The following is a 20,200-nucleotide window of genomic DNA, read 5'->3' on the forward strand; positions in this document are numbered from 1 at the left end:
AGGAAGAAGGCGGCAGGCTGCCCCGGTTACGCGGCCGGAAGCGGAGAGGCTTGGCGGGCCAGCAGCTTCCAGCGTCCGTCGGTTTTCTTCCAGACTTGCAGCACCCGGATATGGGCGGTGTTGGTCTTGCCGTCCGGCAGATTGTTGACTGAATCGAAGGTGTGACGGGCAACGGCGACATCGCCGATCACCTGGATGGAATGGTCGCTGAGGTCGAGCGCCTTGAAAGCGCTCTTGCCGTCCAGGCTGGCGACGAAGGCCGCCTTGTCCTCAAGCCGGCTGTTCGAATGGCCGTAGGTCAGCTGGTCCATCGTCATCGCCCGCAGGGTGGCGCCGTCGCCGGCCATCATGGCGTCGCGGAGCGCATTCACCGCCTTCTCCACCTGCTGCGGGTCGTCGTCGGCGGCACGCGCGTCGGTCAGCGGAGCGATGACGGCGGACACCGCCAACCCGGCGGCGGCAGATGCGAGCAGACGGCGGCGCGAGCGGATATGGCCGGATTTGAAGACGTTCTTCTTGAGCATCGTGACCCTCCCAACCGATTGCGGTTATGCCCGCCCAGGAGATGGCGGGCCATGAAAGTAGTATACTAGTATTTATGCGTGTGCCACAGATCATTGGGACATGCGCTGGTTGGCCGCAGGAGGACCGACGCGGAAATCCGGTTGGCATGCGCCCATTGGCATGAGCCTATGTGACTTTCCGGAGATCATCTTGTGATTGGCTGCGCCGGGCGGGCGGGGCGGCTATGCTCCCCGCCGCGGTGAAGGATCGAGAGCGGGGGAGAGGAATGACGACCAGACGGCGAAAGCTGCCACGCAAGCGCAAGGGCCGGCAGGCGACCGCGGTTCGCGGCGCGGCGGCGGAGCCGATCAACACGGGCCGGCCGTCCCAAGGTGGTCTGACGACCGCCGTGAGAGGGACGGCGGCGACGGCGGCCAAGACGGCCAAGGCTCGCGGCCGGGTGCGCTACGTGCCCACTGCCGATGCCGCCGCCGGCCGCTTCCTAAGCCCGGAGCAGCAATTTCTGCTGAAGAAGCGGCGCGAGGCGGAGCAGCGCGAGGCCAAGGACCGTCGCACCGCCCTTGCCATCATCCTTGTGCTGGTCCTGCTGGCGGCCGGGGCGGTCGCCGGTCTGGTCTGGCTCTGGCGCTCGTCGACGCTCTGACCTCAACGCCGCCCGCCCTGCGTGCCGCCCTGCACGCCGTCAGTGCGTCGCCCCGGCGAGTGCGGCGGCGTAGCGCTCCGCCAGCAGGGGGCTGGCGGCGGCGCAGGCTTCGGCGACGAGGCGGGAGCCCTCGACATAGGCTTCGGCCCGCTCGACGCTCCACGACAGCGGGCGTTCGACCGCCAGCGCCTGCAGGATCGAGATCTGCTCGGCCAGCTTGATGCGCTTGGCGCCCTCCGGCGCGGCGGCGAGACGGGCGGCCTGGATCGCCTTGCGCTCGGAAATCGCCTTGCCGACATCCTCCGGCGCATCGCTGACCGCTGCGACGAGGTCGGCGACCTCCCGGCCGAACCGTTCGGCCAGATCGTCGACGGTGGTCAGCCCGTCTTCGACGGCATCATGCAGCCAGGCCGCGGCGATCTCGGCCGGGCTGCCGCCGGCCTGCGCCACCAGTTCCGCCGTTTCCGACAGGTGCGACACGAAGGGCGTGCGCGCCCGGTCGGGCCGATAGGTGCCTTCGTGCAGGGCCGCCGCGTGACGCAGTGCCGCGACGATCACTTCCTTGTCCATGGACATGTGCTCTCCTCCGCGCCGCGGACGGGCGAAGGCCTTGGCCCGCCCAGGCGGCGACTGTCCGCAAAAAGCCCGTTCGCCGGGCCCGGCCGATTCCGTTCAGGCGGCGCGTGCGGTGGGAAGACGGCGACAGCCGGTCTCGAACGCATGCAGCCGGGTCCGGAAATGCTCCGCCGTCGCGCGGTCGATGTCCAGAACCTCGGCCGGCGGCACATCGCCGCGGATCCGCACGTGGATCGCCGCCCGGCCGTCATGCGTCAGGTGCAGGTCGAAATCGCCGATCAGCCGGTGAAGCCCCTCGCCACCGTCTTCGCCATGACGGGACCGGTACAGCACCTGCAATCCACCCTCCCGCTCCAGCAATTCGACGGTGCCGGCATCGTCCATGCGCCGCGCGAGCGCGTCGGCCTCGACGCGCAGGCGGGCGACCGCGCGGGCGAAATCGGCACGGACGTCCGCGCCGAGCGGTTCATGGTCGAGGGCACGCTGGGCCGGAGCGACGGACCAGCGGTGGGACGAAACATCGTGATGCATCGGAAAAGGCACTCCTCGGGGGAGGCGTGGACGGGCCGATCCCGGCGCGTCTCCCGTCCCTTCCCTTAGCATGCTGCACCGCAGCAGCAGGCCGCGACATATCGTCAAGTGGTATGACCACTTGGCAGATCTGCCGTGCCGGCCGCGCGGCCGAAAGGATCGGGGCGGTGGCCGGAACCGGCGTCCGCCGGGTTTTACTCTGGCGTCAGGACCCGCGACGGGGCGGCATACACGGTGAAGCGGCCGTCGCGCACATAGGCGACCACCCCGACGCCCACCGCCTCGGCGAAGCCGACGCACAGCGACGTCGGGGCGGAGATGGCGGCGATCAATGGGATGCCGGCCGCCGCGGTCTTGTGGACCATCTCGAAGGAACAGCGGCTCGACACCACGACGAAGCCGCCGGCCGGGTCGACGCCGGTGCGGGCCAGCGCGCCGATCAGCTTGTCGAGCGCATTGTGCCGCCCGACATCCTCGCGCACGGCGACCAGTTGCCCATCCGCACGGGAGAAGCCGGCGGCATGGACGGCCCCGGTCTCCCGGTTCAGCCGCTGCTCCGGCGGCAGGGCCGCCATGGCGCGGCGGATGGCGTCGGGCGCGATGCGGGCGGTGGATCGGACGGGATCGAGAGGCCGCAGAGCCTCCGCGAAGCTGTCGGTGCCGCAACGGCCACAGCCGGAGCCGCCCATCAGGTTGCGCTTGCGCCGCAGCAACGCGGCCAGCCGCTCCACCGGCAGTTCCATGCGGATGCGAACGCCGTCCGTCACCTCGTCGATGGCGGTGACGGCCAGTTCCTCGGCTCTGCCGACGATTCCTTCGCTCAGCGAGAAGCCGGTGGCGAAATCCTCCAGGTCGGTCGGGGTCGCCAGCATGACGGAGAAGAGGTCACCGGCATAGACCAGCCCGACCGGCACCTCGTCGATGACCGTCTCCTGCCGCTCGTCCATCGCGGATCCGGTGCAGACGGTCGCCGGCACCAGTCTGACGCCCTCATGGGAAAGCGGGCGCGACAGGGCTGGCGGCACGGGCGACGGGGCCGCCCAGGCGATTGCGTGATCCATGAGCTGGCCGGGACCCTGACTGAGGTGGAAGGGCGGGTGAGGACGAGCGCCGGCCGGTCCGTTCGCCGCAGCGCGCAGATATAACGCCGGAGCCGGGCCATCGGTCCCGGCGCTGTCCCCGCGCTCCCGAATTACGGCCCAACATTGCTTTACGGGCCGACATCTCCATCGGCATCGTCGCCGACCACGTCGTCCTCCGTCATGCCGAAGGCCGCCCCCGGCTTCCGGTCCATCTCCGAAGCCATGTCGTCGTCCTCGGTGATGTCCTCCTCGGCGTCGCTCATGCCGTCCTCGTCGGCGAGCGAGGTGTCGCTGGTGTGCATCCAACTGTTCTCGTCCGCCATCAGCTCGACGATTTCCTCCTCAGGTTCGTCGGCCTCCACGATCTTCTGGTGACCGCGGATCAGAGTCTCGCGCAGGTCGGGCAGCGACAGCGTCTCGTCCGCGATCTCGCGGAGGGCGACTACCGGATTCTTGTCGTTGTCGCGGTCGACCGACAGCGGCGCACCGCCGGCGATCATACGGGCACGCTGCGCCGCCATCATCACCAGATCGAAACGGTTGGGGATGAGAAGGACGCAATCCTCGACGGTGACACGAGCCATTCCAAAATCACTCCAGACAAAGAACAAGGCTTCCGGGGGCAGCCGCACCACCCCCACGACCATTCAACAGCGCAGGCGGCCATTCGTACCCCCGCTCACCGGTCATATCGCATCCGAGGAATGGGGGCCGCCCCATCGGGGCGTGGCCCTCATGCGATCTTGCGGGTCTACGGCGGTAATCCGCCATAACGGTGCGGACGAATGCCGCCGCCGGCTGTTCAAGTGCCGTCGTTCCCCGCCCGTACATGGTTCATGCCCAGCGCCAGACCCTCCGCCCGGCCCTCCGCCCGGATCGCCCCAACCGACGGCCACCTCGCCGAACGCCTCGCCCGCAGGGAGAGGCAGCAGGACCTGCTGGCCCGCTTCGGCATCGCCGCCCTGAAAAGCGCCAACATCGACGCCTTGCTGCAGCAGGCGACCACGCTCTGCGCCGAAGGGCTGGATGCGGAACTGTGCAAGGCTCTGGAATGGGTGACGGATGCGGACGGCGCCGAGCGCCTGCTGGTCCGCGCCGGCGTCGGCTGGAATCCCGGCGTGGTCGGGCATCGGTCGCTCGGCGCCGACCTCGCCTCCCCCGCCGGCTACGCGCTGAAGACCGGCGAGCCGGTGATTTCCAACGATCTCGGCAGCGAGTCCCGCTTCCGCTGTCCCGACCTGCTGGCCGAACATGGGGTGAAGCGCGCCATCAACGTCATGATCCGCGGCGAGGGCGAGCCGTTCGGCGTGCTGGAGGTCGACAGCCGCCGCGACGGCCGCTTCGACACCGCCGACGCCGCCTTTCTCCAGGGGGTCGCCACCCTGCTGGGCGGCGCCATCGACCGTGCCCGCGACGCTGCCGAGCGACACCGCACCGAGACGCTGCTGCGCGAGAACGAGGCGCAATTCCGCAGCCTCGCCGACCTGATCCCGCAGCTGACCTGGATGGCGGACGCCAACGGCGCCGTCTATTGGTACAACCGGCGCTGGTACGAGTTCACCGGCGCCGAACCGGGCGAGACGGAAGGCTGGAACTGGCGGAGCGTCCACCACCCCGACCATGTCGACCGCGCGTCGGACGGCTTCTTCCGCGCGATCCGGGCGGGGGAACCGTGGGAGGACACCTTCCCCCTGCGTGGCAAGGACGGCCGATACCGCTGGTTCCTCTCGCGCGCCGTTCCGGTGCGCGACCGCGACGGCCGCATCCTGCGCTGGCTCGGCACCAACACCGACGTCACCGAACAGCGCCTGGCCGAATCCCGGGTGATGGAAGCGGAGCGCCGGCTGCAGTTGGCGCTCCGCGCCGCGCGGATCGGCGCCTGGTCCTGGAACCTGGAGGACGACCGCATCGAGGCGGATGCACGGCTGCGGGAGATCTTCGACTTCACGGGCGGCGAGCCGATCCGCGGGGCCGACGTCACCGGGCGAGTCCATCCCGACGACCAGCCGCGGATCGGCCAGATCATCGACACCGCCCGCCGCCGGCGCGGCGAATACGACGCCGAATTCCGCATCCTGCTGCCGTCGGGCGAGGTGCGCTGGGCGGTGGCGCGGGGCGTGGTGACCGACGGCACGCCGGAGCGCAGCCTGACCCTGATCGGCGTCACCTGGGACACCACCGACGCCAAACGGGCGGAGGAGAGGCTGCGCCTCAGCGAAGCCCGCTTCCGCTCGCTGGTCGAGGCGACCGCCGCCATCGTCTGGAGCACGTCGGGCGCCGGCCGTTTCGAGACCCCACAGCCGAGCTGGAGCAGCTTCACCGGCCAGACCTTCGACGAGCTGAAGGGCACCGGCTGGGTCGAGGCCATCCATCCCGACGACCGCCCCCACACCTCGGAGGCCTGGCGCGCCGCGCGGGCGGGGAAGACCGTCTACAAGGCCGAGCACCGCCTGCGCCGTTACGACGGCGTCTATCGCGACATGCTGGTCCGCGCCGTGCCGCTGCTGGACGCCGGCGGCACCGTCCAGGAATGGGTCGGCGTCCACACCGACATCACCACCCGCCGCCGGGCCGAGGAGGCGTTGCGCGAGACGGAGGAACGCTACCGGCTGGCGGCCCAGGCGACCAACGACGCCATCTGGGACTGGAACCTGTCGTCCGACCGCATCCATTGGAACGAGGCGGTGCGAACCCTCTTCGGCTATGGCGGGGACGCGTCGGAAACCTCCGCCTCCTGGTGGATGGACCATATCCACCCCGACGACCAGGACCATGTGGTGACCGGCATCCATGCGGTGATCGACGGCGGCGGCACGCGCTGGAACGACGAATACCGCTTCCGCCGCGCCGACGGCAGCTATGCCAGCATCCTCGACCGCGGCTTCGTCCTGCGCAGCCCGATCGGCCAGCCGCTGCGCATGATCGGCGCCATGCAGGACATCAGCGTGCGCAAACGGGCGGAGGAAGAGCTGGAGGCCGCCCGCCTCGCCGCCGAGGAGGCCAACCGGGCCAAGAGCCTGTTCATCGCCAACATGAGCCACGAACTGCGCACCCCGCTCAGCGCCGTCATCGGCTACACCGAAATGCTGGAGGAGGAACTGTCCGATCTCGGCGTCGACAGCATGCTGCCCGACCTGGAGAAGATCGAGGCCAACGCCCGCCACCTGCTGACCCTCATCAACGGCGTCCTCGACATCTCCAAGATCGAGGCCGGCAAGATGGAGGTGCATGGCGAGGACGCCGACGTCGCCGACCTGACGCGGGAGGTCGCCGCGACGGTGGAGGCGCTGGTGTCGAAGAAGGGCAATAGGCTGGCGGTGGAGGTGGCGGACGACGTGGGCCGCATGCACACCGACGTGGTGAAGGTGCGCCAGTGCCTGTTCAACCTGCTGAGCAACGCCGCGAAGTTCACCGAGAACGGCACCGTCACGCTGTCGGTGGAACGGGCACCCGCCGCACCCTCGGATATGGTCGTCTTCCGCGTCGCCGACACCGGCATCGGCATGACGCCGGAACAGGTCCGCCGGCTGTTCGAACGCTTCATGCAGGCCGACAGCTCCACCACCCGCCGTTTCGGCGGGACCGGGCTGGGTCTGGCGATCACCAAGGCCTTCGCCGACATGCTGGGCGGGGAGGTCGCGATCGACACCGCGCCGGCCAAGGGAACCAGCTTCACCCTGCGCCTGCCGGCCGACCTGCGGCACGGCCGCCTGCCCGGCTCCGCCGACTCCGGCCCGATCCGCCTCGAAGAACTGCCGCCGGCGCAGGCCACGCGCGAGACCATCCTCATCATCGACGACGAACAGGCGATGCGCGAGCTGCTCGCCCGTTTCCTGCACCGCGAGGGCTACGGCGTGGCGCTGGCCGCCGACGGCCAGACCGGCCTTTCCATCGCCCGGCAGATCCGCCCGCGCGCCATCCTGCTGGACGTGATGATGCCGCGCACCGACGGCTGGTCGGTGCTGTCGGTGCTGAAGGCCGAGCCCGATCTCGCCGACATTCCCGTCATTATCATCTCGTCGCGCCGGGAACAGGGGCTGGCCCTGTCGCTGGGGGCCGCCGACTATTTCACCAAGCCGGTCGACTGGCAGCGCCTGCACCGGGTGCTGAGCGGCCTCAGCGGGCAGGCTCCCGGCACGGCGCTGGTCCTGATGGAAGCCGACGAGACCCGCGCCCTGCTGGGCGCCGAGTTGGGCCGCGACGGCTGGCGGGTCGCCGAGGCCGAAACGGAGGAGGACGCCTTCCGCCAACTCGCCGCCGCCATGCCGACCGTGATCCTGCTCGATCCCTTCACGCCCGGTCTGGACGGTTTCCATTTCCTCAAGGCGCTGTGCCGCGACCCCGACTGGTGCCGCATTCCCGTCATCGTCGTCGCCGCCCAGGAGATCGGGCGCGACGAGACCGAGGAACTGCGCGGCCGGGTCCGCGACATCATCCCGATGGCAGAGGACGGATCGGATGGGATGATCGAAGAGTTGAAGGAAGCGATCGCGCGCCTGCGCGCCCCTGCCCCCGAGCCGGGCAAGGGAGCGGGACAGGCGGACGGAACGGGAGGTACCGATGGCTAAGCTGCTGCTGGTCGAGGATCACGAGGAAATCTGGGACTTTCTGTCGCGCCGGCTGAAGCGGCGCGGGTACGACGTCGTTCTCGCCTTCGACGGCCGCCAGGGAGTGGACATGGCGCGCGACGAGCGGCCGGACGTCATCCTGCTCGACATGAACCTGCCGGTCATCGACGGCTGGACCGCCGCCCGCGAGTTGAAGGCGAGCCAGGAGACCACCGGAATCCCGATCATCGCCCTGACCGCCCACGCCATGTCCGGCGACCGCGAGAAGACGCTGCAGGCGGGCTGCGACGATTATCACCCGAAGCCCGTCGATTTCTCCCGACTACTGACCCAGATCGACACCGCAATGCAACGCCGGCCGGGACCGGCGGGGGAGTAGCCGCAGGATGACCCAAGAGCCCCAGCCCGGCCTGCTGAAGCGCCTGTTCGGAGGCGCACAGGATGCGCCCGCCCCGGCCGCGACCACTACGTCCGCCGGGCCGGCGGAGGCGGGCGAGGCGAGGCCGCGTCTGGGACACGAGCCGGTGCTGCATGCCATGCTGGCCCGCCAGATTCTGGACGCCCATCTGCGCAACCGCCACCAGCTGCTCGACCGCGCGCCGGCGGATTTCCGCGACTTCGACGCCGAGGAAACCGATCTGCTGGTCCGGGCCATGGCCGCCGCCGCCCATGCCGACGGCGAACTGGACGTGACGGAGCGCGGCCGGATCCGGAGCAGGCTCAACACCAGCAGCCTGGACGAGGAGGACCGCGACCGCCTGCAGCGGCAGATCGAGGAGCCGCAATGCCTGGAGGAGCTGATCCGTAGGGTCGACGGCCCGCGCATGGCCGCACGCTTCTACGCCGTGTCGCTGGCGACGGTGGACAAGCACGGGCCGATCAACCGCTCCTACCTGCGCTATCTCGCCCAGCGCCTTGGCCTGCCGGCCGATCTGGTGGTCCGGCTGAACCGGCAGATGGGGCTGCGGCTGTAGGGCCGCCGCTCACACGTCCTGCCCGCTGGCGCTGAGTTCGCCCAGCGCGTCGCGGATCGTGCCGGTTTCCAGCAGCAGCCGGCGCGAAATGTCGCTCAGCGTCAGCCAGCCGACCACCTGCCCGCTCTCGTCCAGCACCGGCAGGCGCCGCACGTGATAGGCGCCCATGATGTCCATCGCCGTGGCCAGCGTGTCGGTATCGCGGCAGGTGAACAGCGCGCTGGACATCGCCTCGCGCACCCGCACCCGCGTGTTGTCGCCGCCCTCCGCCACCACGCGGAACAGGATGTCGCGGTCGGTCAGAATACCCACGAGATCGTCGGCCGACCCGACCGGCAGGGCGCCGACGTCCAGCTCCCCCATCAGGGTCGCGGCGTCCTGCACGGTGGCGTCCGGCGAGATGAACTCCAGCGCTTTCGCCATGATCTCGGAAACCTGCACGGTCGTCTTCCTCGTTGTTCCGGCTTGGGGAACGGAACCCCCCGTCCCCTTGTTCCGCATCCCGCTCAGCCGCCCCCGCTCACCCACCAAGCGGCCAGACCATGACGATCAGCCAGGTGCCCAGCGTCAGGATGATCAGCGACAGCGGCACACCCAGCCGCGGGTAATCGCCGAACCGGTAGCCGCCCGGCCCCATCACCAGCGTATTGCACTGGTGGCCGATGGGCGTCAGGAAATCGCTGCCGGCGCCGACCGCCACCGCCATCAGGAACGGGTCGGGGCTCAGCCCCAGCTGCTGCGCCACCCCGGCGCCGATGGGCGCCATCACCAGCACCGTCGCGGCGTTGTTCAGGAAGGGCGTCACCGCCATCGCCGCCGCCATGATCAGCGTCACGCAGGCCACCGCCGGCAGCCCGCGCGCCGCATCGGCCAGCAGGGTGGAGATCACCTGCGTCGCCCCGGTGCTCTCCAGCGTGCCGCTGACCGGGATCAAGGCGGCGAGCAGGATGATGATCGGCCACTCCACCGCGTGATAGGCATCCTCGACGCTCAGCACGCCGGTGACGACCATCGCCGCCGCCGCCGCCAGGAAGGTCACCGCCAGCGGCGCCAGATGAAAGCCGAGGACCAGCATGGTGATCACGAGGATCCCGACCGGCACCCAGACCGGCCGGCGCCGGCCGATCTGCAGGCGGCGTTCCGCCAGCGGGATCAGGCCGGCATCGGCGAGCGCATCGGGATAGCGCTCCGCCGGCACCTGGAGCAACAGCAGGTCGCCCTCCCGGAACATCACATGGTGCAGGCGCCGGGCGATCCGCTCGCCGGTCCGGCTGACCGCCAGCAGGCTGACGCCGAACCGGCGCCGCAAGTCCAGCTTCCGGTCGGAATGGCCGGCCAGCGGCGAGTCCGGCGTCACCACCGCCTCCACCGCCAGCAATTCGCCCTCCGCCCCCTCCAGGATGCCCAGCGGCTCCAGCGACGCGCCCTGGACGAGACGCTGCAGGGCCGGGGCATCGCCCTCCAGCACCAGCACGTCGTCGGCCAGCAGGGTCCAATGCCGGTCCGGCACATAGCGGCGGAAGCGCTCGCGGATCAGGCCGATCACCTGCGCCTCGCCCTCCGCCAGTGCCTCGACGTCGGCGACGGTGCGTCCGACGAAGGACGATCCGGCCGGCAGCCTCATCTCGCTGGCGTAATTCTCGACGGCAAAGGTCTCTTCGGCCGACCGGGCGCCGCTGCGGTCCTGGGGCAGCAGGCGCCAGCCGACCATCAGGAACAGCAGCCCGACGACCGTGATGCCCAGCCCGACCGGCAGATAGTCGAACATCGAGAAGGGCTGACCGACGATCTCCGTCCGCACGCGGGACACGATGATGTTGGGCGAGGTGCCGACCAGCGTCATCAGCCCGCCCATCAGCGAGGCGAAGGCCATCGGCATCAGCACCCTGTGCGCGCCCGTCCGGTGCCGCCGCGCCAGCTGCATGGTGATCGGCAGGAAGATGGCGAGCGCGCCGATGTTCTTCATCAGCGCCGACATGAAGGCAACCGATCCGCACAGGAAGGCGATCTGCCGCGTCGGCGTGCTGAGCTTCGCCGCCACCGGCCGAACCAGCGCGTCGATCACCCCCGACCGGGCGATGCCGGCGCTGACGATCAGCGCGGAGGCGATGATGATGACGATGTCGTCGGCGAAGCCGGAAAACGCCTCCTTCGCCGGGACCAGCCCCAGGAACACGCCGGCCAGCAGGGCCAGCACCGCAACCACATCGAAACGCAGCCTGTTCCAGATCAGCATCGCCACCACGATGCCCACCAGCGCGAAGGCCATGAACTGCTGAAGGGTCATCGGGCGTCCGTCCGTTGATGTCGCCCGTTTGTAACCCCCCGGCACCCCGCTGGTTCCCGCAACGCCCGCGCTTGGGCTTTTAAGACTGATCGACGTCGTCCAGATCCTCCATTTCCGGCGCGGTTTCACAAAAGACCTCTTTTCCCGGACCGAATTCCGGGAACCTGGAGTGCCATATCGAGTTGTAGTGGACAGGTCTTGCGGGCGGTCGTCGCAGCCAGCTCTTCACGCCGCCCTTCCTGAGGACTGCAGGATTTCCCGGAACATTTGGACGGAGTGAACCCATGCGACAGATTTTCATCCTTGCTGCCGCCGCCGTGCCCCTGATGCTTGCAGGCTGTGCTTCCGAAAACAGCAGCAGCTATGGAACCTCCGGCAGCACGGGAGCAAGCCAGCAGTCGGTCTCGCCGAACGAGCCCGGCATGGGCCAGGGTATGACCCGCAAGTCGCTGAACGACTCCAGCCGGGCCGGATCCGGGGCCAGCGGCATGGCCTACGAGAACAACGAGACGGTTTCGCCGAACGAGCCCGGCATGGGGCAGAGCAAGACCCGCAAGTCGCTGCCGAACACCGCCGGGAACTCCTCCTCCTCGTCCTGGTAAGGACGGATAGGGAAAGTCCTGGTTAAGGACGGGCTTCCAGCAAGAAACGCCCCCGCACCGATGCGGGGGCTTTTTCTTGCCCGAATGGCGGCCAGCCCGTTCTAGCCACGCGGACCGTCGAACAGCTCCGACAGCCAGTCGATGAAAACTCTTATCCGCGAAGACAGATGGCGGTTCTGCGGATAGACCACCGACACCGGCATCGGTGGGGGCGGGAAGGCCTCCAATACCGGGACCAGCTGCCCGGCGGCGATCTGCTGCTCCACGCGATAGCGCGGGACCTGTATCAACCCCAACCCCGCAACAGCCGACGCCGTATAGATCTCCGCCCCGCGGACGACGACGTCGTAGGGCAGACGCACCTCCCAGGCCCGCTCCCGCATTTTGAACTCCATCGGATAGGATTGCCCGGTCGCCGAGGCGGCATAGCCGACCATCCGATGACCGTCGAGATCGTCCGGCGTCGATGGGGTGCCATGACGGTCGAGATAGGCGGGGCTGGCCAGGGTCAGTTGCTCGAACACCGTGATGCGGCGGCCGATCAGCGAAGAGTCGGACAGATCGCCCGCCCGCACGACACAATCGACGCCCTCGGTGATGAGGTCGACCATCCGGTCGCCTTCGCTGAGGTTCAGTGAAATTCCCGGATAGCGCGCGATGAACGCAGGGAGCGCCGGCAGGATGAAGAACCGCGCGATGGTCCCCTGCATGTCGACGCGAAGCGGCCCCCTGGGCTCGGCGTTCCTGAAGACGCTCTGCATCTCATCGAGATCGGCGAGGAGCCGAAGGCAGCGTTCGTGGTAGAGCGAGCCGTCGAGCGTCGGCCGGACAGTCCGTGTCGTCCGTTCCAGCAGCCGGACGCCGAGATCCGCCTCGAGGCGTTGGATCGCATGCGTGGCGGTCGGGCGCGGAATCTGCAGGTCCCGGGCGGCCTGAGCAAAGCTCCCGCGCTCGACGATCCTGACGAACAGACGCATGACATCGATGCGATCCATGGCTGGCCCAAGCGATTGTTAGCTCCGGTGAAATGGTGATGTCGAATTCGCCGGTCTACCCCAGTATTTCAAAACAGCCGATTTTCGCTCCCGAGAGCAGCGGCCGAACGAGGCGCGGATGCCGATCCGACGACCGGCCCGATCAACCCGAACAGCCGCTCATCAACCAATCGTCCCACAGGAGCGAAGACCATGCCGTTCGTCAATTTCAAGGTTCCCGAGGCCGCGCTGAGCCGTGCGCAGAAGGAAGAAATCGTCCATCGCACCACCGCGATGCTTGTCGAGTATTTCTCGGAGGCCGCCCGCCCGCACACCATGGTCCTGATCGAAGAGGTCAAGGACGGCGGCTATGCCCGCGCCGACGAGGTGTTCGTGATCCCGGAAGCCTATCGGGCGAAGGATTGAAGCCGGCCAAACGCCACCACTCGCGTCAGGACAGAGGGAGCAGGACAATGACGTCATCAACGAACCGGGTCGCGATCGTCACCGGAGCATCCCGCGGCATCGGAGCCGCCGTTGCCCGGCGGCTGGCGAGTGACGGCCTCGCGGTCGTCGTCAACTATGCCGGCAGCGCGGGCGCCGCCGCCACGCTGGTCGAAGAGATCGAGGCGGCCGGCGGCCGGGCCAGTCCTGTCCAGGCCGACGTCAGCGACCCGGCGGCGGTGAAGCGGATGTTCGATGCCGCCGAGGCGGCCTATGGCGGAGTGGACGTGCTGGTGAACAATGCCGGCATCATGACGCTGGCGCCCCTGGCGCAGGTGGACGATGACGCCTTCGACCGGATCGTCGCGATCAACCTCAAAGGGACGTTCAATGGTCTCCGCGAGGCGGCGAACCGGTTGCGCGACGGCGGCCGGATCGTGAATTTCTCCACGAGTGTCGTGGGTCTCTATCAGCCGAGCTACGGAGTCTATGCGGCCACGAAGGCGGCCGTCGAAGCCCTGACGCATATCCTGGCAAAGGAACTGGGTCCTCGGGGGATCACCGTCAACGCGGTCGCACCCGGCCCGGTCGCCACCGAACTCTTCCTCCAGGGCAAGGATCAGGCCACGCTCGATCGCATCAGGCAGATGATCCCGCTCGGCCGCCTGGGTGAGGTCGACGACATCGCGCGCGTGGTCTCCCTGCTCGTCGGACCGGACGGCGGATGGATCAACGGCCAGATCCTGCGGGCGAACGGCGGCGTGGTCTGAGGGAGCGGGCGGCATGAGGCAGGACATTCTCATCACCGCCGCGTCGCGGTGAACAATGCCGGCATCATTCGCCAAGAGGCCGTCCGGCGTCATGGTCGATCCGGCGGCCCCGGTGACGGGCTGGAGACCAGTGAATTTGGCATAGGCCGTCAATCCGGCCCACCCGCCGGCAATGTGCTGGTCACCCCCAACGAAGACGGCGACATTTCGACCACTCCGGCGTCCATCGACGGCATCGTCGACTGGGCGCTGGCCTTCCCAAATTCGCGGTCGGCGCCGTCATCTTCCTGCTGTTGTGGAAAGACCGCAACTTCAGCCGATCGGACCCGCAACCCCGCGTATCCACGACGGGATACACGACGATCATCATTTGCGGCACGAGTTGACATGGCACACCTTGACTTGAAGGCGGAGCGGTATCTCAGGTGATACTCGATATTTTAAAATAACCGCCCAGCCTGACCCAAAGGACATGGACGGTTTTTCCATGGACAGCATTTGAATGCTCTGACATCGTTCGAATACGAACCTTCACGGGGACGGTGATTGGAGACCAAAGCAATGAAAACCTCATCCACAAGTTTCAGGGCGGCCTGCCTGTTCGCACTTGCCGGCATCGGCATGGGGATTGGAATGGCCGCATCGCAGGACCACAGCCTGATGCCGGCCCATGCCCACCTCAATCTGCTGGGCTGGGTGTCGCTCTTCCTGTTCGGCGTCTATTACCGGTTGCATCCGGCGTTGGAGACCAGCCGTCTGGCGATGACGCAGATCGTCGTGTGGTGCGTCGGCACGGCCTTCCTGACCGTCGCCGTCGCCGCTCTGCATCTCGGCTATTCCGCGTTCGAGCCGGTCGCCGCGGTCAGCGCGCTGTTGCTGCTCGGCGCGCTCGGGCTCTTCACCCTGCTGGTCTTCCGCTCCGGCAAGCAGACGCAGGCCGCGACGCCGGCGCTGACGGCCGCGGAGTAACCGACGCCGCCAGCACTTGGGCGAGCCCGTCGGGGACGATCAAGCCGGCGTTAGACCGGATGTCCTGGATTGGGAGCCTTCTCGAAGCGCTCGCCCTCAGCGGCCTTTTTGTTTTCCTCGGTCGTGCGCGGCACCGCACCGCCGCCTTCGACGAGTGCGGCCGGATCGCGACCTACCCGCCGGTCCTGTTTCCGCCGGTCCTGTTCCTGATTCCGCTCCTTCGTGCCGGACATGGACGGCTCCCTGGGACAGTTGAGGATACAGTCCCCAACCGGCAAAGCATCATGCCGGTTCCGGCCCCCGACGACAGACCGCCGCCATGTCGCGCCGCGGTCCTTTTTTGTATCGACCGCATTTTTTCGGAAGAATCCGCGCCAGCTTTCGCCGGCCGTTCCGTGGATAGCCATAGAACGAACGGGGCGGCGCCAACCGACCGCCCATCCCGAAGTGCCATCGGCCTGAACCGCCGCGAAATCCCGCACGGATTCCGCGAACGGGCCGTGATTGGGTGGAGAAGGCGATGCTGGTCGATTCAGTCAGCGCAACGACGTCAACGACCTCGACGAAATCCACGTCCTCGTCGAACAGTTCGTCAACGACGTCCGCGAGCGACACCTACCAAACCTTTCTGACCTTGCTGACGACGCAGCTGCAGAATCAGGATCCGACCAATCCGGTCGACACCACCAGCTTCACCACCCAGCTCGTCCAGATGTCCTCGCTGGAACAGCAGATTTCGACCAACGACAAGCTGGACGAACTGACCAGTACGGTCTCGGACCTCGCCAGTTCGGTCACGTCGTCGCTCGGCACCACCAGCGGCGCGGTGAGCTACTACGGCAAGATGGTGGAGGCCGAAGGCTCGACCACGCCGTTGCAGGACGGCGAAGCGACCTGGGAATACGACCTCGAGTCCGCTGCGTCGTCGGTCAAGCTGACCATCACCGATTCCAACGGCAACACCGTCTACAGCGACGTCAGCTCCTCCACCGCCGCCGGCACCCACGAGGTGACCTGGGACGGCATCGGCACCGACGGCAAGAGCTACAGCAGCGGCACCTACACCCTGTCGGTGACCGCGCTCGACGCCAGCGGCAACGCCATCGACACCACCACCCGCTTCAAGGGCACCGTGACCGCCGTCGACAGCTCCAGCGGCACGGCGGTGCTGACTGTCGGCGGCGTCAGCCTGTCGGCCGACAAGGTGCTGACGCTCTCCTGACCCCCTCTCCCGGACATTTCGAAAGACAGGTGCCGCCATGAGCCTCACCAGCGCGATGTACAGCGCCACGTCCGGGCTGACCGCCCAGAGCAAGGCGCTCGCCAGCATCTCCAGCAACATAGCCAATTCCAGCACCACCGGCTTCAAGGGCACGGTGACGGAGTTCACCTCCTACATCAACAAGACCACCACGGTGGACGAGCAGGTCGGCGGCGTCATCGCGTCGAACACCCGCAGCGTCAGCCGCCAGGGCGAAATCCAGTCGTCGGCGACCACCACCAACATGGCCGTCAACGGCGAGGGCTTCTTCGTTGTGTCGGACGAGACGTCGGACGGCGGCACCTATTTCACCCGCAACGGCTCCTTCTCCACCGATTCCAACGGCAATCTGGTCAATTCGGAGGGCTATTACCTCTATGGCTGGGCGGTCGGCGACGACGGCACCGTCAAGGCCGCCAACAAGACCTCCACCGACAGCCTGGAGGCGATCAACCTCACCAGCATCAAGGGCACGCCCAAGGCGACCTCGACGCTGGATATCGAGGCCAACCTGCCCTCCGACGCCGAGACCGGCGACAGCTTCACCACCGATGTCGAACTGTTCGACGCGCTGGGCAACAGCCATTCGGTGACGATGACCTGGAGCAAGACGGCCGACAACACATGGTCGCTCAGCGCCTCCGACCCGACCAGTTCGGCCGACGGCACCACCACCACCGGCACGATCTCCGGCTTTCCCATCGCCATCACCTTCAACAGCGACGGCTCGCTGGCCAGCGCCACCCAGACCGACAGCAGCGGCACCACGACCAGCGTCGATCCATCGGCCATCAGCTTTTCGGTCAGCGGCTGGACCACCGGCGCCAGCGACAGCACGGTGTCGATGAATCTCGGCAGCGCCGACAGCACGACCGGGCTGACGCAGTATGCGTCGGGCGAGGACACCGCCGCCATCGGCGACTGGACGGCCACCGGCGACGGCTATGAACCCGGCACGCTGACCGGCACCACCATCGACAGCAGCGGCATGGTCCGCGCCACCTTCGACAATGGCGAGACGCGGGCGATCTACCAGATCCCCATAGCGACCTTCGCCAGCGCCGACGGGCTGGAGAGCGAGAGCGGAACCACCTTCACCCAGACCTACGAGTCCGGCAATTACCAGCTGCGAACCGCCGGCGACGGCGCCGCCGGCGAGATCGAGGCGAGTTCGCTGGAAAGCTCCACGGTGGAACTGACCGACGAGTTCAGCCGCATGATCGTGGCGCAGCAGGCTTATTCCGCCGCATCCAAGGTGATGACGACGGCGCAGGACATGCTGGACACGCTGATCTCGATGAAGCGGTGACGCCATGACCGCCGCACCGGACGAGGGGTTCGCCCGCGCCGAAGCCCTGCTGCTGGAACACCGGCGGCTGATGGTGCAGGCACGGCTAATGCTGGCACGCCCGACCATGCGGGCCGAACGGCTGGCGCTGATCGACGACCTGATCGCGCTGATCGACGGACTGGGCGCGGAAAAGCGCGCAGTTGGGGCGCGGATCCACCGCGGACGGGTCGCGAACGCCGCGGTCCACGCCTATGGCCGGGCGATGGCGACGCGGCGGTAAGGGGTGGGCATCGTCTGCCGGCACTCCCCCGAAGATTTTCCGCCAGCTTTCCCCGCAGCCGCCGTGGAACCAGACATCCAACACCCGGAGCCAAAGCCATGGCGCTCAAGCAGACCCTGCGGAAGCCGGCCCCGCCGAAGCCCGTCCTGACCAAGGCCCAGGCGCCCACCCACCCCGCCGAACCCGCCACCCCCACCATCTTCCTGCGCGTTGACGCGGTGGAGGTGCTGGAGGCGTTCGTCGCCGAACTGGACCGCAGCGCGGCACGTGCCGAGGCGGCGGTGCGCGAGGGACGGCCGCGCGACGCGCTGCTGGCGGCCGGCGACATGCAGACGCTGCTGCGGACCTGGAAGGACCGTTTGGACGATGCGCTGGCGCAGACGCGCAGCAAGCGCGTCGCCCCCACCGTGCGCGGCGCCGCCAAGGCCGCCGCCGACCGCGTGCTGCCGTCGCTGGCCGCCCGCATGCGGGAGATTGAGGCGCAGATCAGGGTGCACCGCGCCCGCCAGAACGCCATCGGCGCCGCCCTTCGCGCCGCGTCAACCGCACCGGCCGGCGTGTATGGCGTCGCCTATGGTCCTGGCGCCCGCTACGGCGCACGGGTGGCGATGCGCACCACCGGACATGTCGTCGGCCTGACGGCCTGACGGCAGGCAACACAGGGGGAGGAAACCGCCATGTCGCTTCGCGTCGCCAGTTCAATCGCCACGTCGGCGCTGCGCACGTCCGAGGTCGGGATCGCCGTCGCTTCCTCCAACGTCGCCAATGCCGATACCGACGGCTACACCCGCAAGACCGCGTCCAACGTCACGCGTAGCACCGGCACCAACATCTCCAGCGTCGATGTCACCGCGGTCGGCAGCAATGTCGACCGCTATCTGCTGAAGACCCTGGTCGCGGCGCAATCGGACCTCGGCTACGCCGACACCCGCAACAGCTATCTCGACCAGATGCAGTCGGCCTTCGGCAGCGTCAGCGACGACGACAGCGGCGGCACCGACATCGGGTCGATGATCGATGCGCTGGCCGACACGCTCGGCACGCTCGCCACCTCCCCCGAAAGCGAGAGCGCCAAGGCCGCCACCGTGCAGGACCTGTCGGACCTGGCGGAGACGCTGCGCAGCACCTCCTCGTCCGTGCAGTCGCTGCGCGCCCAGGCCAACGACGAGATCGCCACCACCGTCGACAGCATCAATGAATCGCTGAACAGCATCGACTCCCTGAACGACCAGATCGTGAAGGGCAAGGCGCTGGGCCAGAACGTCACCGACCTGGAGGACCAGCGCAACACCGCGCTGAAGAGCCTCGCGAAGACGATTGACGTTACCTATCAGGTCGACGACGGCGGGCTGATGCGCATCTCCACCGCGTCGGGCAAATCGCTGCTCGACAGCAAGGTGCACGAACTGTCCTACACGCCGGCCGCCTCGGTCAGCGCCGGCACGGTCTACAGCGCCAGCGGCAGCAGCGGCTTCAACGGAATCATGCTGAACGGCGTGGATGTCACCGGCTCGTCGCTGGGCGGGACGCTGGGCGCCTTGGTGCAGTTGCGCGACACCGACCTGCCGGCACAGCAGGCGAGCCTTGACGAGCTGGCGACCACCCTGATGGACACGCTGAACGCGATCCAGAACCAGGGCACCTCCTACCCCGCCCCGCAAAGCCTGACCGGCACCGAGACCGTTTCGGCCAGCGACCCGCTGAAAGTGACCAGTGGCACGTTGCGCGTCGCCGTCACCGACAGCAGCGGCACGGCCGCGGAGGTCCTCGACATCGACCTGTCGACCATGTCGACGCTGCAGGATGTGGTCGACGCCATCAACACGATGAGCAATGCGTCCGCCTCGATATCCGCCGACGGCAAGCTGGTGATCTCCGCCGACAGCGCCAGCAACGGCATCGCGCTCGGCGGCGATAACGGCGCCTTCTCCGATGCCTACGGCATGAACGACCTGCTGACCGGCTCCGGCGCCTCCGACATCAAGGTCGCGACCCGCATCGCCGGCGACAGCAGCCTGCTCGCCACCGGCGCCTTGTCCTCCACCAGCGGGCTGACCGCCGGCGACACGGTGTTGACCAGCGGCGAGGGGTCGGTAGCGCAGGCGCTGTCGGCGGCATTTTCCACCAGCTACGACTTCGACGCCGCCGGGACCTCGAGCGCCCGCAGCACGACCTTCGCCGGCTATGCCGGCGCGGTGGTCCAAGGCGCGGCGACGCTCGCCGATACGGCATCCGCCGCCTACGACAGCCAGAACACCTACGCCAGCAGCCTCGAATCGACCTTCTCGTCGCAGAGCGGCGTGAATGTCGACGAGGAGACCGCCGCGATCTCCACCCTGCAATCCGCCTACGAGGCCGCAGCCGCGGTCATGAAGACGCTGCAGGAGATGTTCAGCACGGCGCTCGACATGGTCCAGTAGAGG

At 68.0% G+C, this 20,200-nt stretch carries 23 protein-coding genes; 13 read left to right on the forward strand and 10 right to left on the reverse strand.

Annotated elements, in window-relative coordinates; genetic code table 11:
- Nucleotides 1-26: 26 nt before the first annotated feature.
- Nucleotides 27-524: a nuclear transport factor 2 family protein gene (locus tag FZ029_RS06715; RefSeq protein WP_149268528.1), complete on the reverse strand. Its 498-nt coding sequence runs from the start codon at nt 522-524 to the stop codon at nt 27-29.
- A 266-nt stretch (nt 525-790) separates the two neighbouring features.
- On the opposite strand from FZ029_RS06715, the gene FZ029_RS06720 reads away from it, so the two are divergent.
- Nucleotides 791-1,168, forward strand: a complete 378-nt coding sequence (locus FZ029_RS06720) for a hypothetical protein (protein ID WP_149268529.1) — start codon at nt 791-793, stop codon at nt 1,166-1,168.
- Between the two features lie 39 nt (nt 1,169-1,207).
- Here the strand turns inward: FZ029_RS06720 and FZ029_RS06725 are convergent, their stop codons facing one another.
- The 4 genes from FZ029_RS06725 to rpoZ form a co-directional block, all read right to left on the reverse strand.
- Entirely contained in the window at nt 1,208-1,744 is a 537-nt protein-coding gene (locus FZ029_RS06725; RefSeq protein WP_149268530.1) for an HD domain-containing protein, read from the reverse strand.
- A 96-nt stretch (nt 1,745-1,840) separates the two neighbouring features.
- Nucleotides 1,841-2,275, reverse strand: coding sequence for a hypothetical protein (locus FZ029_RS06730; RefSeq protein WP_247892171.1), 435 nt, complete (start codon nt 2,273-2,275; stop codon nt 1,841-1,843).
- A gap of 194 nt (nt 2,276-2,469) precedes the next feature.
- Nucleotides 2,470-3,336, reverse strand: a complete 867-nt coding sequence (gene fdhD, locus FZ029_RS06735; protein ID WP_149268532.1) for a formate dehydrogenase accessory sulfurtransferase FdhD — start codon at nt 3,334-3,336, stop codon at nt 2,470-2,472.
- A 149-nt stretch (nt 3,337-3,485) separates the two neighbouring features.
- Nucleotides 3,486-3,941, reverse strand: coding sequence for a DNA-directed RNA polymerase subunit omega (gene rpoZ / locus FZ029_RS06740; RefSeq protein WP_149268533.1), 456 nt, complete (start codon nt 3,939-3,941; stop codon nt 3,486-3,488).
- Between the two features lie 252 nt (nt 3,942-4,193).
- Here rpoZ and FZ029_RS06745 point away from each other — a divergent pair, with 252 nt between their 5' ends.
- Genes FZ029_RS06745 through FZ029_RS06755 form a run of 3 tightly spaced genes read left to right on the forward strand, consistent with a single transcriptional unit; the run spans nt 4,194 to nt 8,899 of the window.
- A complete protein-coding gene (locus FZ029_RS06745) occupies nt 4,194-7,925 on the forward strand; it encodes a PAS domain-containing protein (RefSeq protein ID WP_149268534.1) in 3,732 nt (1,243 codons plus the stop codon).
- Nucleotides 7,918-8,304, forward strand: a complete 387-nt coding sequence (locus tag FZ029_RS06750) for a response regulator (RefSeq protein WP_149268535.1) — start codon at nt 7,918-7,920, stop codon at nt 8,302-8,304. Before FZ029_RS06745 ends, FZ029_RS06750 begins: the two co-directional genes overlap by 8 nt.
- 7 nt (nt 8,305-8,311) lie before the next feature.
- Nucleotides 8,312-8,899, forward strand: a complete 588-nt coding sequence (locus FZ029_RS06755) for a DUF533 domain-containing protein (protein ID WP_149268536.1) — start codon at nt 8,312-8,314, stop codon at nt 8,897-8,899.
- 9 nt (nt 8,900-8,908) lie between these two features.
- Here the strand turns inward: FZ029_RS06755 and FZ029_RS06760 are convergent, their stop codons facing one another.
- Entirely contained in the window at nt 8,909-9,340 is a 432-nt protein-coding gene (locus tag FZ029_RS06760) for a CBS domain-containing protein (protein WP_247892172.1), read from the reverse strand.
- A 79-nt stretch (nt 9,341-9,419) separates the two neighbouring features.
- Complete coding sequence (locus tag FZ029_RS06765; RefSeq protein ID WP_149268537.1) at nt 9,420-11,186, reverse strand: SLC13 family permease; 1,767 nt, start codon at nt 11,184-11,186, stop codon at nt 9,420-9,422.
- A 284-nt stretch (nt 11,187-11,470) separates the two neighbouring features.
- Here FZ029_RS06765 and FZ029_RS06770 point away from each other — a divergent pair, with 284 nt between their 5' ends.
- Nucleotides 11,471-11,788, forward strand: coding sequence for a hypothetical protein (locus tag FZ029_RS06770; RefSeq protein ID WP_149268538.1), 318 nt, complete (start codon nt 11,471-11,473; stop codon nt 11,786-11,788).
- A 101-nt stretch (nt 11,789-11,889) separates the two neighbouring features.
- Here the strand turns inward: FZ029_RS06770 and FZ029_RS06775 are convergent, their stop codons facing one another.
- Nucleotides 11,890-12,783 (reverse strand): LysR family transcriptional regulator, encoded by an 894-nt coding sequence (locus tag FZ029_RS06775; protein ID WP_149268539.1) that lies wholly within the window; start codon nt 12,781-12,783, stop codon nt 11,890-11,892.
- Between the two features lie 192 nt (nt 12,784-12,975).
- Between FZ029_RS06775 and FZ029_RS06780 the strand changes: the two genes are divergently transcribed.
- The 3 genes from FZ029_RS06780 (at nt 12,976) to FZ029_RS06790 (ending at nt 14,945) form a co-directional block, all read left to right on the forward strand.
- On the forward strand, nt 12,976-13,188 hold the full coding sequence (locus tag FZ029_RS06780) for a 4-oxalocrotonate tautomerase family protein (protein WP_149268540.1): 213 nt from the start codon (nt 12,976-12,978) through the stop codon (nt 13,186-13,188).
- A gap of 47 nt (nt 13,189-13,235) precedes the next feature.
- Nucleotides 13,236-13,976, forward strand: coding sequence for an SDR family oxidoreductase (locus FZ029_RS06785; RefSeq protein WP_149268541.1), 741 nt, complete (start codon nt 13,236-13,238; stop codon nt 13,974-13,976).
- Between the two features lie 561 nt (nt 13,977-14,537).
- Entirely contained in the window at nt 14,538-14,945 is a 408-nt protein-coding gene (locus tag FZ029_RS06790; RefSeq protein ID WP_149268542.1) for a hypothetical protein, read from the forward strand.
- Between the two features lie 50 nt (nt 14,946-14,995).
- Here the strand turns inward: FZ029_RS06790 and FZ029_RS06795 are convergent, their stop codons facing one another.
- The gene (locus FZ029_RS06795; protein ID WP_149268543.1) at nt 14,996-15,178 is read right to left on the reverse strand and encodes a hypothetical protein; all 183 of its coding nucleotides are present in this window, start codon (nt 15,176-15,178) and stop codon (nt 14,996-14,998) included.
- Between the two features lie 49 nt (nt 15,179-15,227).
- Nucleotides 15,228-15,560 carry a hypothetical protein gene (locus FZ029_RS32920; protein ID WP_188051846.1) on the reverse strand — a complete coding sequence of 111 codons (333 nt, stop codon included), beginning with the start codon at nt 15,558-15,560 and terminating at the stop codon, nt 15,228-15,230.
- Between FZ029_RS32920 and FZ029_RS06805 the strand changes: the two genes are divergently transcribed.
- The 5 genes from FZ029_RS06805 (at nt 15,466) to flgK (ending at nt 20,197) form a co-directional block, all read left to right on the forward strand.
- On the forward strand, nt 15,466-16,167 hold the full coding sequence (locus FZ029_RS06805) for a flagellar hook capping FlgD N-terminal domain-containing protein (protein ID WP_247892173.1): 702 nt from the start codon (nt 15,466-15,468) through the stop codon (nt 16,165-16,167). The genes FZ029_RS32920 and FZ029_RS06805 overlap by 95 nt on opposite strands.
- Nucleotides 16,168-16,204: 37 nt before the next feature.
- Complete coding sequence (gene flgE, locus FZ029_RS06810) at nt 16,205-17,515, forward strand: flagellar hook protein FlgE (RefSeq protein ID WP_149268545.1); 1,311 nt, start codon at nt 16,205-16,207, stop codon at nt 17,513-17,515.
- Nucleotides 17,516-17,519: 4 nt separating this feature from the next.
- Entirely contained in the window at nt 17,520-17,777 is a 258-nt protein-coding gene (locus FZ029_RS06815; RefSeq protein WP_149268546.1) for a hypothetical protein, read from the forward strand.
- Between the two features lie 98 nt (nt 17,778-17,875).
- A complete protein-coding gene (locus tag FZ029_RS06820) occupies nt 17,876-18,424 on the forward strand; it encodes a hypothetical protein (RefSeq protein WP_149268547.1) in 549 nt (182 codons plus the stop codon).
- 30 nt (nt 18,425-18,454) lie between these two features.
- Complete coding sequence (gene flgK / locus FZ029_RS06825) at nt 18,455-20,197, forward strand: flagellar hook-associated protein FlgK (RefSeq protein ID WP_149268548.1); 1,743 nt, start codon at nt 18,455-18,457, stop codon at nt 20,195-20,197.
- Nucleotides 20,198-20,200: the final 3 nt, after the last annotated feature.

This window comes from Azospirillum sp. Sh1 (assembly GCF_008365135.1).
Lineage (GTDB): Bacteria > Pseudomonadota > Alphaproteobacteria > Azospirillales > Azospirillaceae > Azospirillum > Azospirillum oryzae.

What these genes read in the sequence shown, in the direction of transcription:
- FZ029_RS06785 (WP_149268541.1), top strand. Translation starts at nt 13,236, where the DNA reads ATGACGTCATCAACGAACCGGGTCGCGATCGTCACCGGAGCATCCCGC.
- flgK (WP_149268548.1), top strand. Translation starts at nt 18,455, where the DNA reads ATGTCGCTTCGCGTCGCCAGTTCAATCGCCACGTCGGCGCTGCGCACG.
- FZ029_RS06790 (WP_149268542.1), top strand. Translation starts at nt 14,538, where the DNA reads ATGAAAACCTCATCCACAAGTTTCAGGGCGGCCTGCCTGTTCGCACTT.
- FZ029_RS06780 (WP_149268540.1), top strand. Translation starts at nt 12,976, where the DNA reads ATGCCGTTCGTCAATTTCAAGGTTCCCGAGGCCGCGCTGAGCCGTGCG.
- FZ029_RS06755 (WP_149268536.1), top strand. Translation starts at nt 8,312, where the DNA reads ATGACCCAAGAGCCCCAGCCCGGCCTGCTGAAGCGCCTGTTCGGAGGC.
- fdhD (WP_149268532.1), bottom strand. Translation starts at nt 3,336, where the DNA reads ATGGATCACGCAATCGCCTGGGCGGCCCCGTCGCCCGTGCCGCCAGCC.
- FZ029_RS06750 (WP_149268535.1), top strand. Translation starts at nt 7,918, where the DNA reads ATGGCTAAGCTGCTGCTGGTCGAGGATCACGAGGAAATCTGGGACTTT.
- FZ029_RS06730 (WP_247892171.1), bottom strand. Translation starts at nt 2,275, where the DNA reads ATGCATCACGATGTTTCGTCCCACCGCTGGTCCGTCGCTCCGGCCCAG.
- FZ029_RS06805 (WP_247892173.1), top strand. Translation starts at nt 15,466, where the DNA reads ATGCTGGTCGATTCAGTCAGCGCAACGACGTCAACGACCTCGACGAAA.
- FZ029_RS06775 (WP_149268539.1), bottom strand. Translation starts at nt 12,783, where the DNA reads ATGGATCGCATCGATGTCATGCGTCTGTTCGTCAGGATCGTCGAGCGC.
- FZ029_RS06795 (WP_149268543.1), bottom strand. Translation starts at nt 15,178, where the DNA reads ATGTCCGGCACGAAGGAGCGGAATCAGGAACAGGACCGGCGGAAACAG.
- FZ029_RS06770 (WP_149268538.1), top strand. Translation starts at nt 11,471, where the DNA reads ATGCGACAGATTTTCATCCTTGCTGCCGCCGCCGTGCCCCTGATGCTT.
- FZ029_RS06815 (WP_149268546.1), top strand. Translation starts at nt 17,520, where the DNA reads ATGACCGCCGCACCGGACGAGGGGTTCGCCCGCGCCGAAGCCCTGCTG.
- FZ029_RS06820 (WP_149268547.1), top strand. Translation starts at nt 17,876, where the DNA reads ATGGCGCTCAAGCAGACCCTGCGGAAGCCGGCCCCGCCGAAGCCCGTC.
- flgE (WP_149268545.1), top strand. Translation starts at nt 16,205, where the DNA reads ATGAGCCTCACCAGCGCGATGTACAGCGCCACGTCCGGGCTGACCGCC.
- FZ029_RS06765 (WP_149268537.1), bottom strand. Translation starts at nt 11,186, where the DNA reads ATGACCCTTCAGCAGTTCATGGCCTTCGCGCTGGTGGGCATCGTGGTG.
- FZ029_RS06715 (WP_149268528.1), bottom strand. Translation starts at nt 524, where the DNA reads ATGCTCAAGAAGAACGTCTTCAAATCCGGCCATATCCGCTCGCGCCGC.
- rpoZ (WP_149268533.1), bottom strand. Translation starts at nt 3,941, where the DNA reads ATGGCTCGTGTCACCGTCGAGGATTGCGTCCTTCTCATCCCCAACCGT.
- FZ029_RS06720 (WP_149268529.1), top strand. Translation starts at nt 791, where the DNA reads ATGACGACCAGACGGCGAAAGCTGCCACGCAAGCGCAAGGGCCGGCAG.
- FZ029_RS06725 (WP_149268530.1), bottom strand. Translation starts at nt 1,744, where the DNA reads ATGTCCATGGACAAGGAAGTGATCGTCGCGGCACTGCGTCACGCGGCG.
- FZ029_RS06745 (WP_149268534.1), top strand. Translation starts at nt 4,194, where the DNA reads ATGCCCAGCGCCAGACCCTCCGCCCGGCCCTCCGCCCGGATCGCCCCA.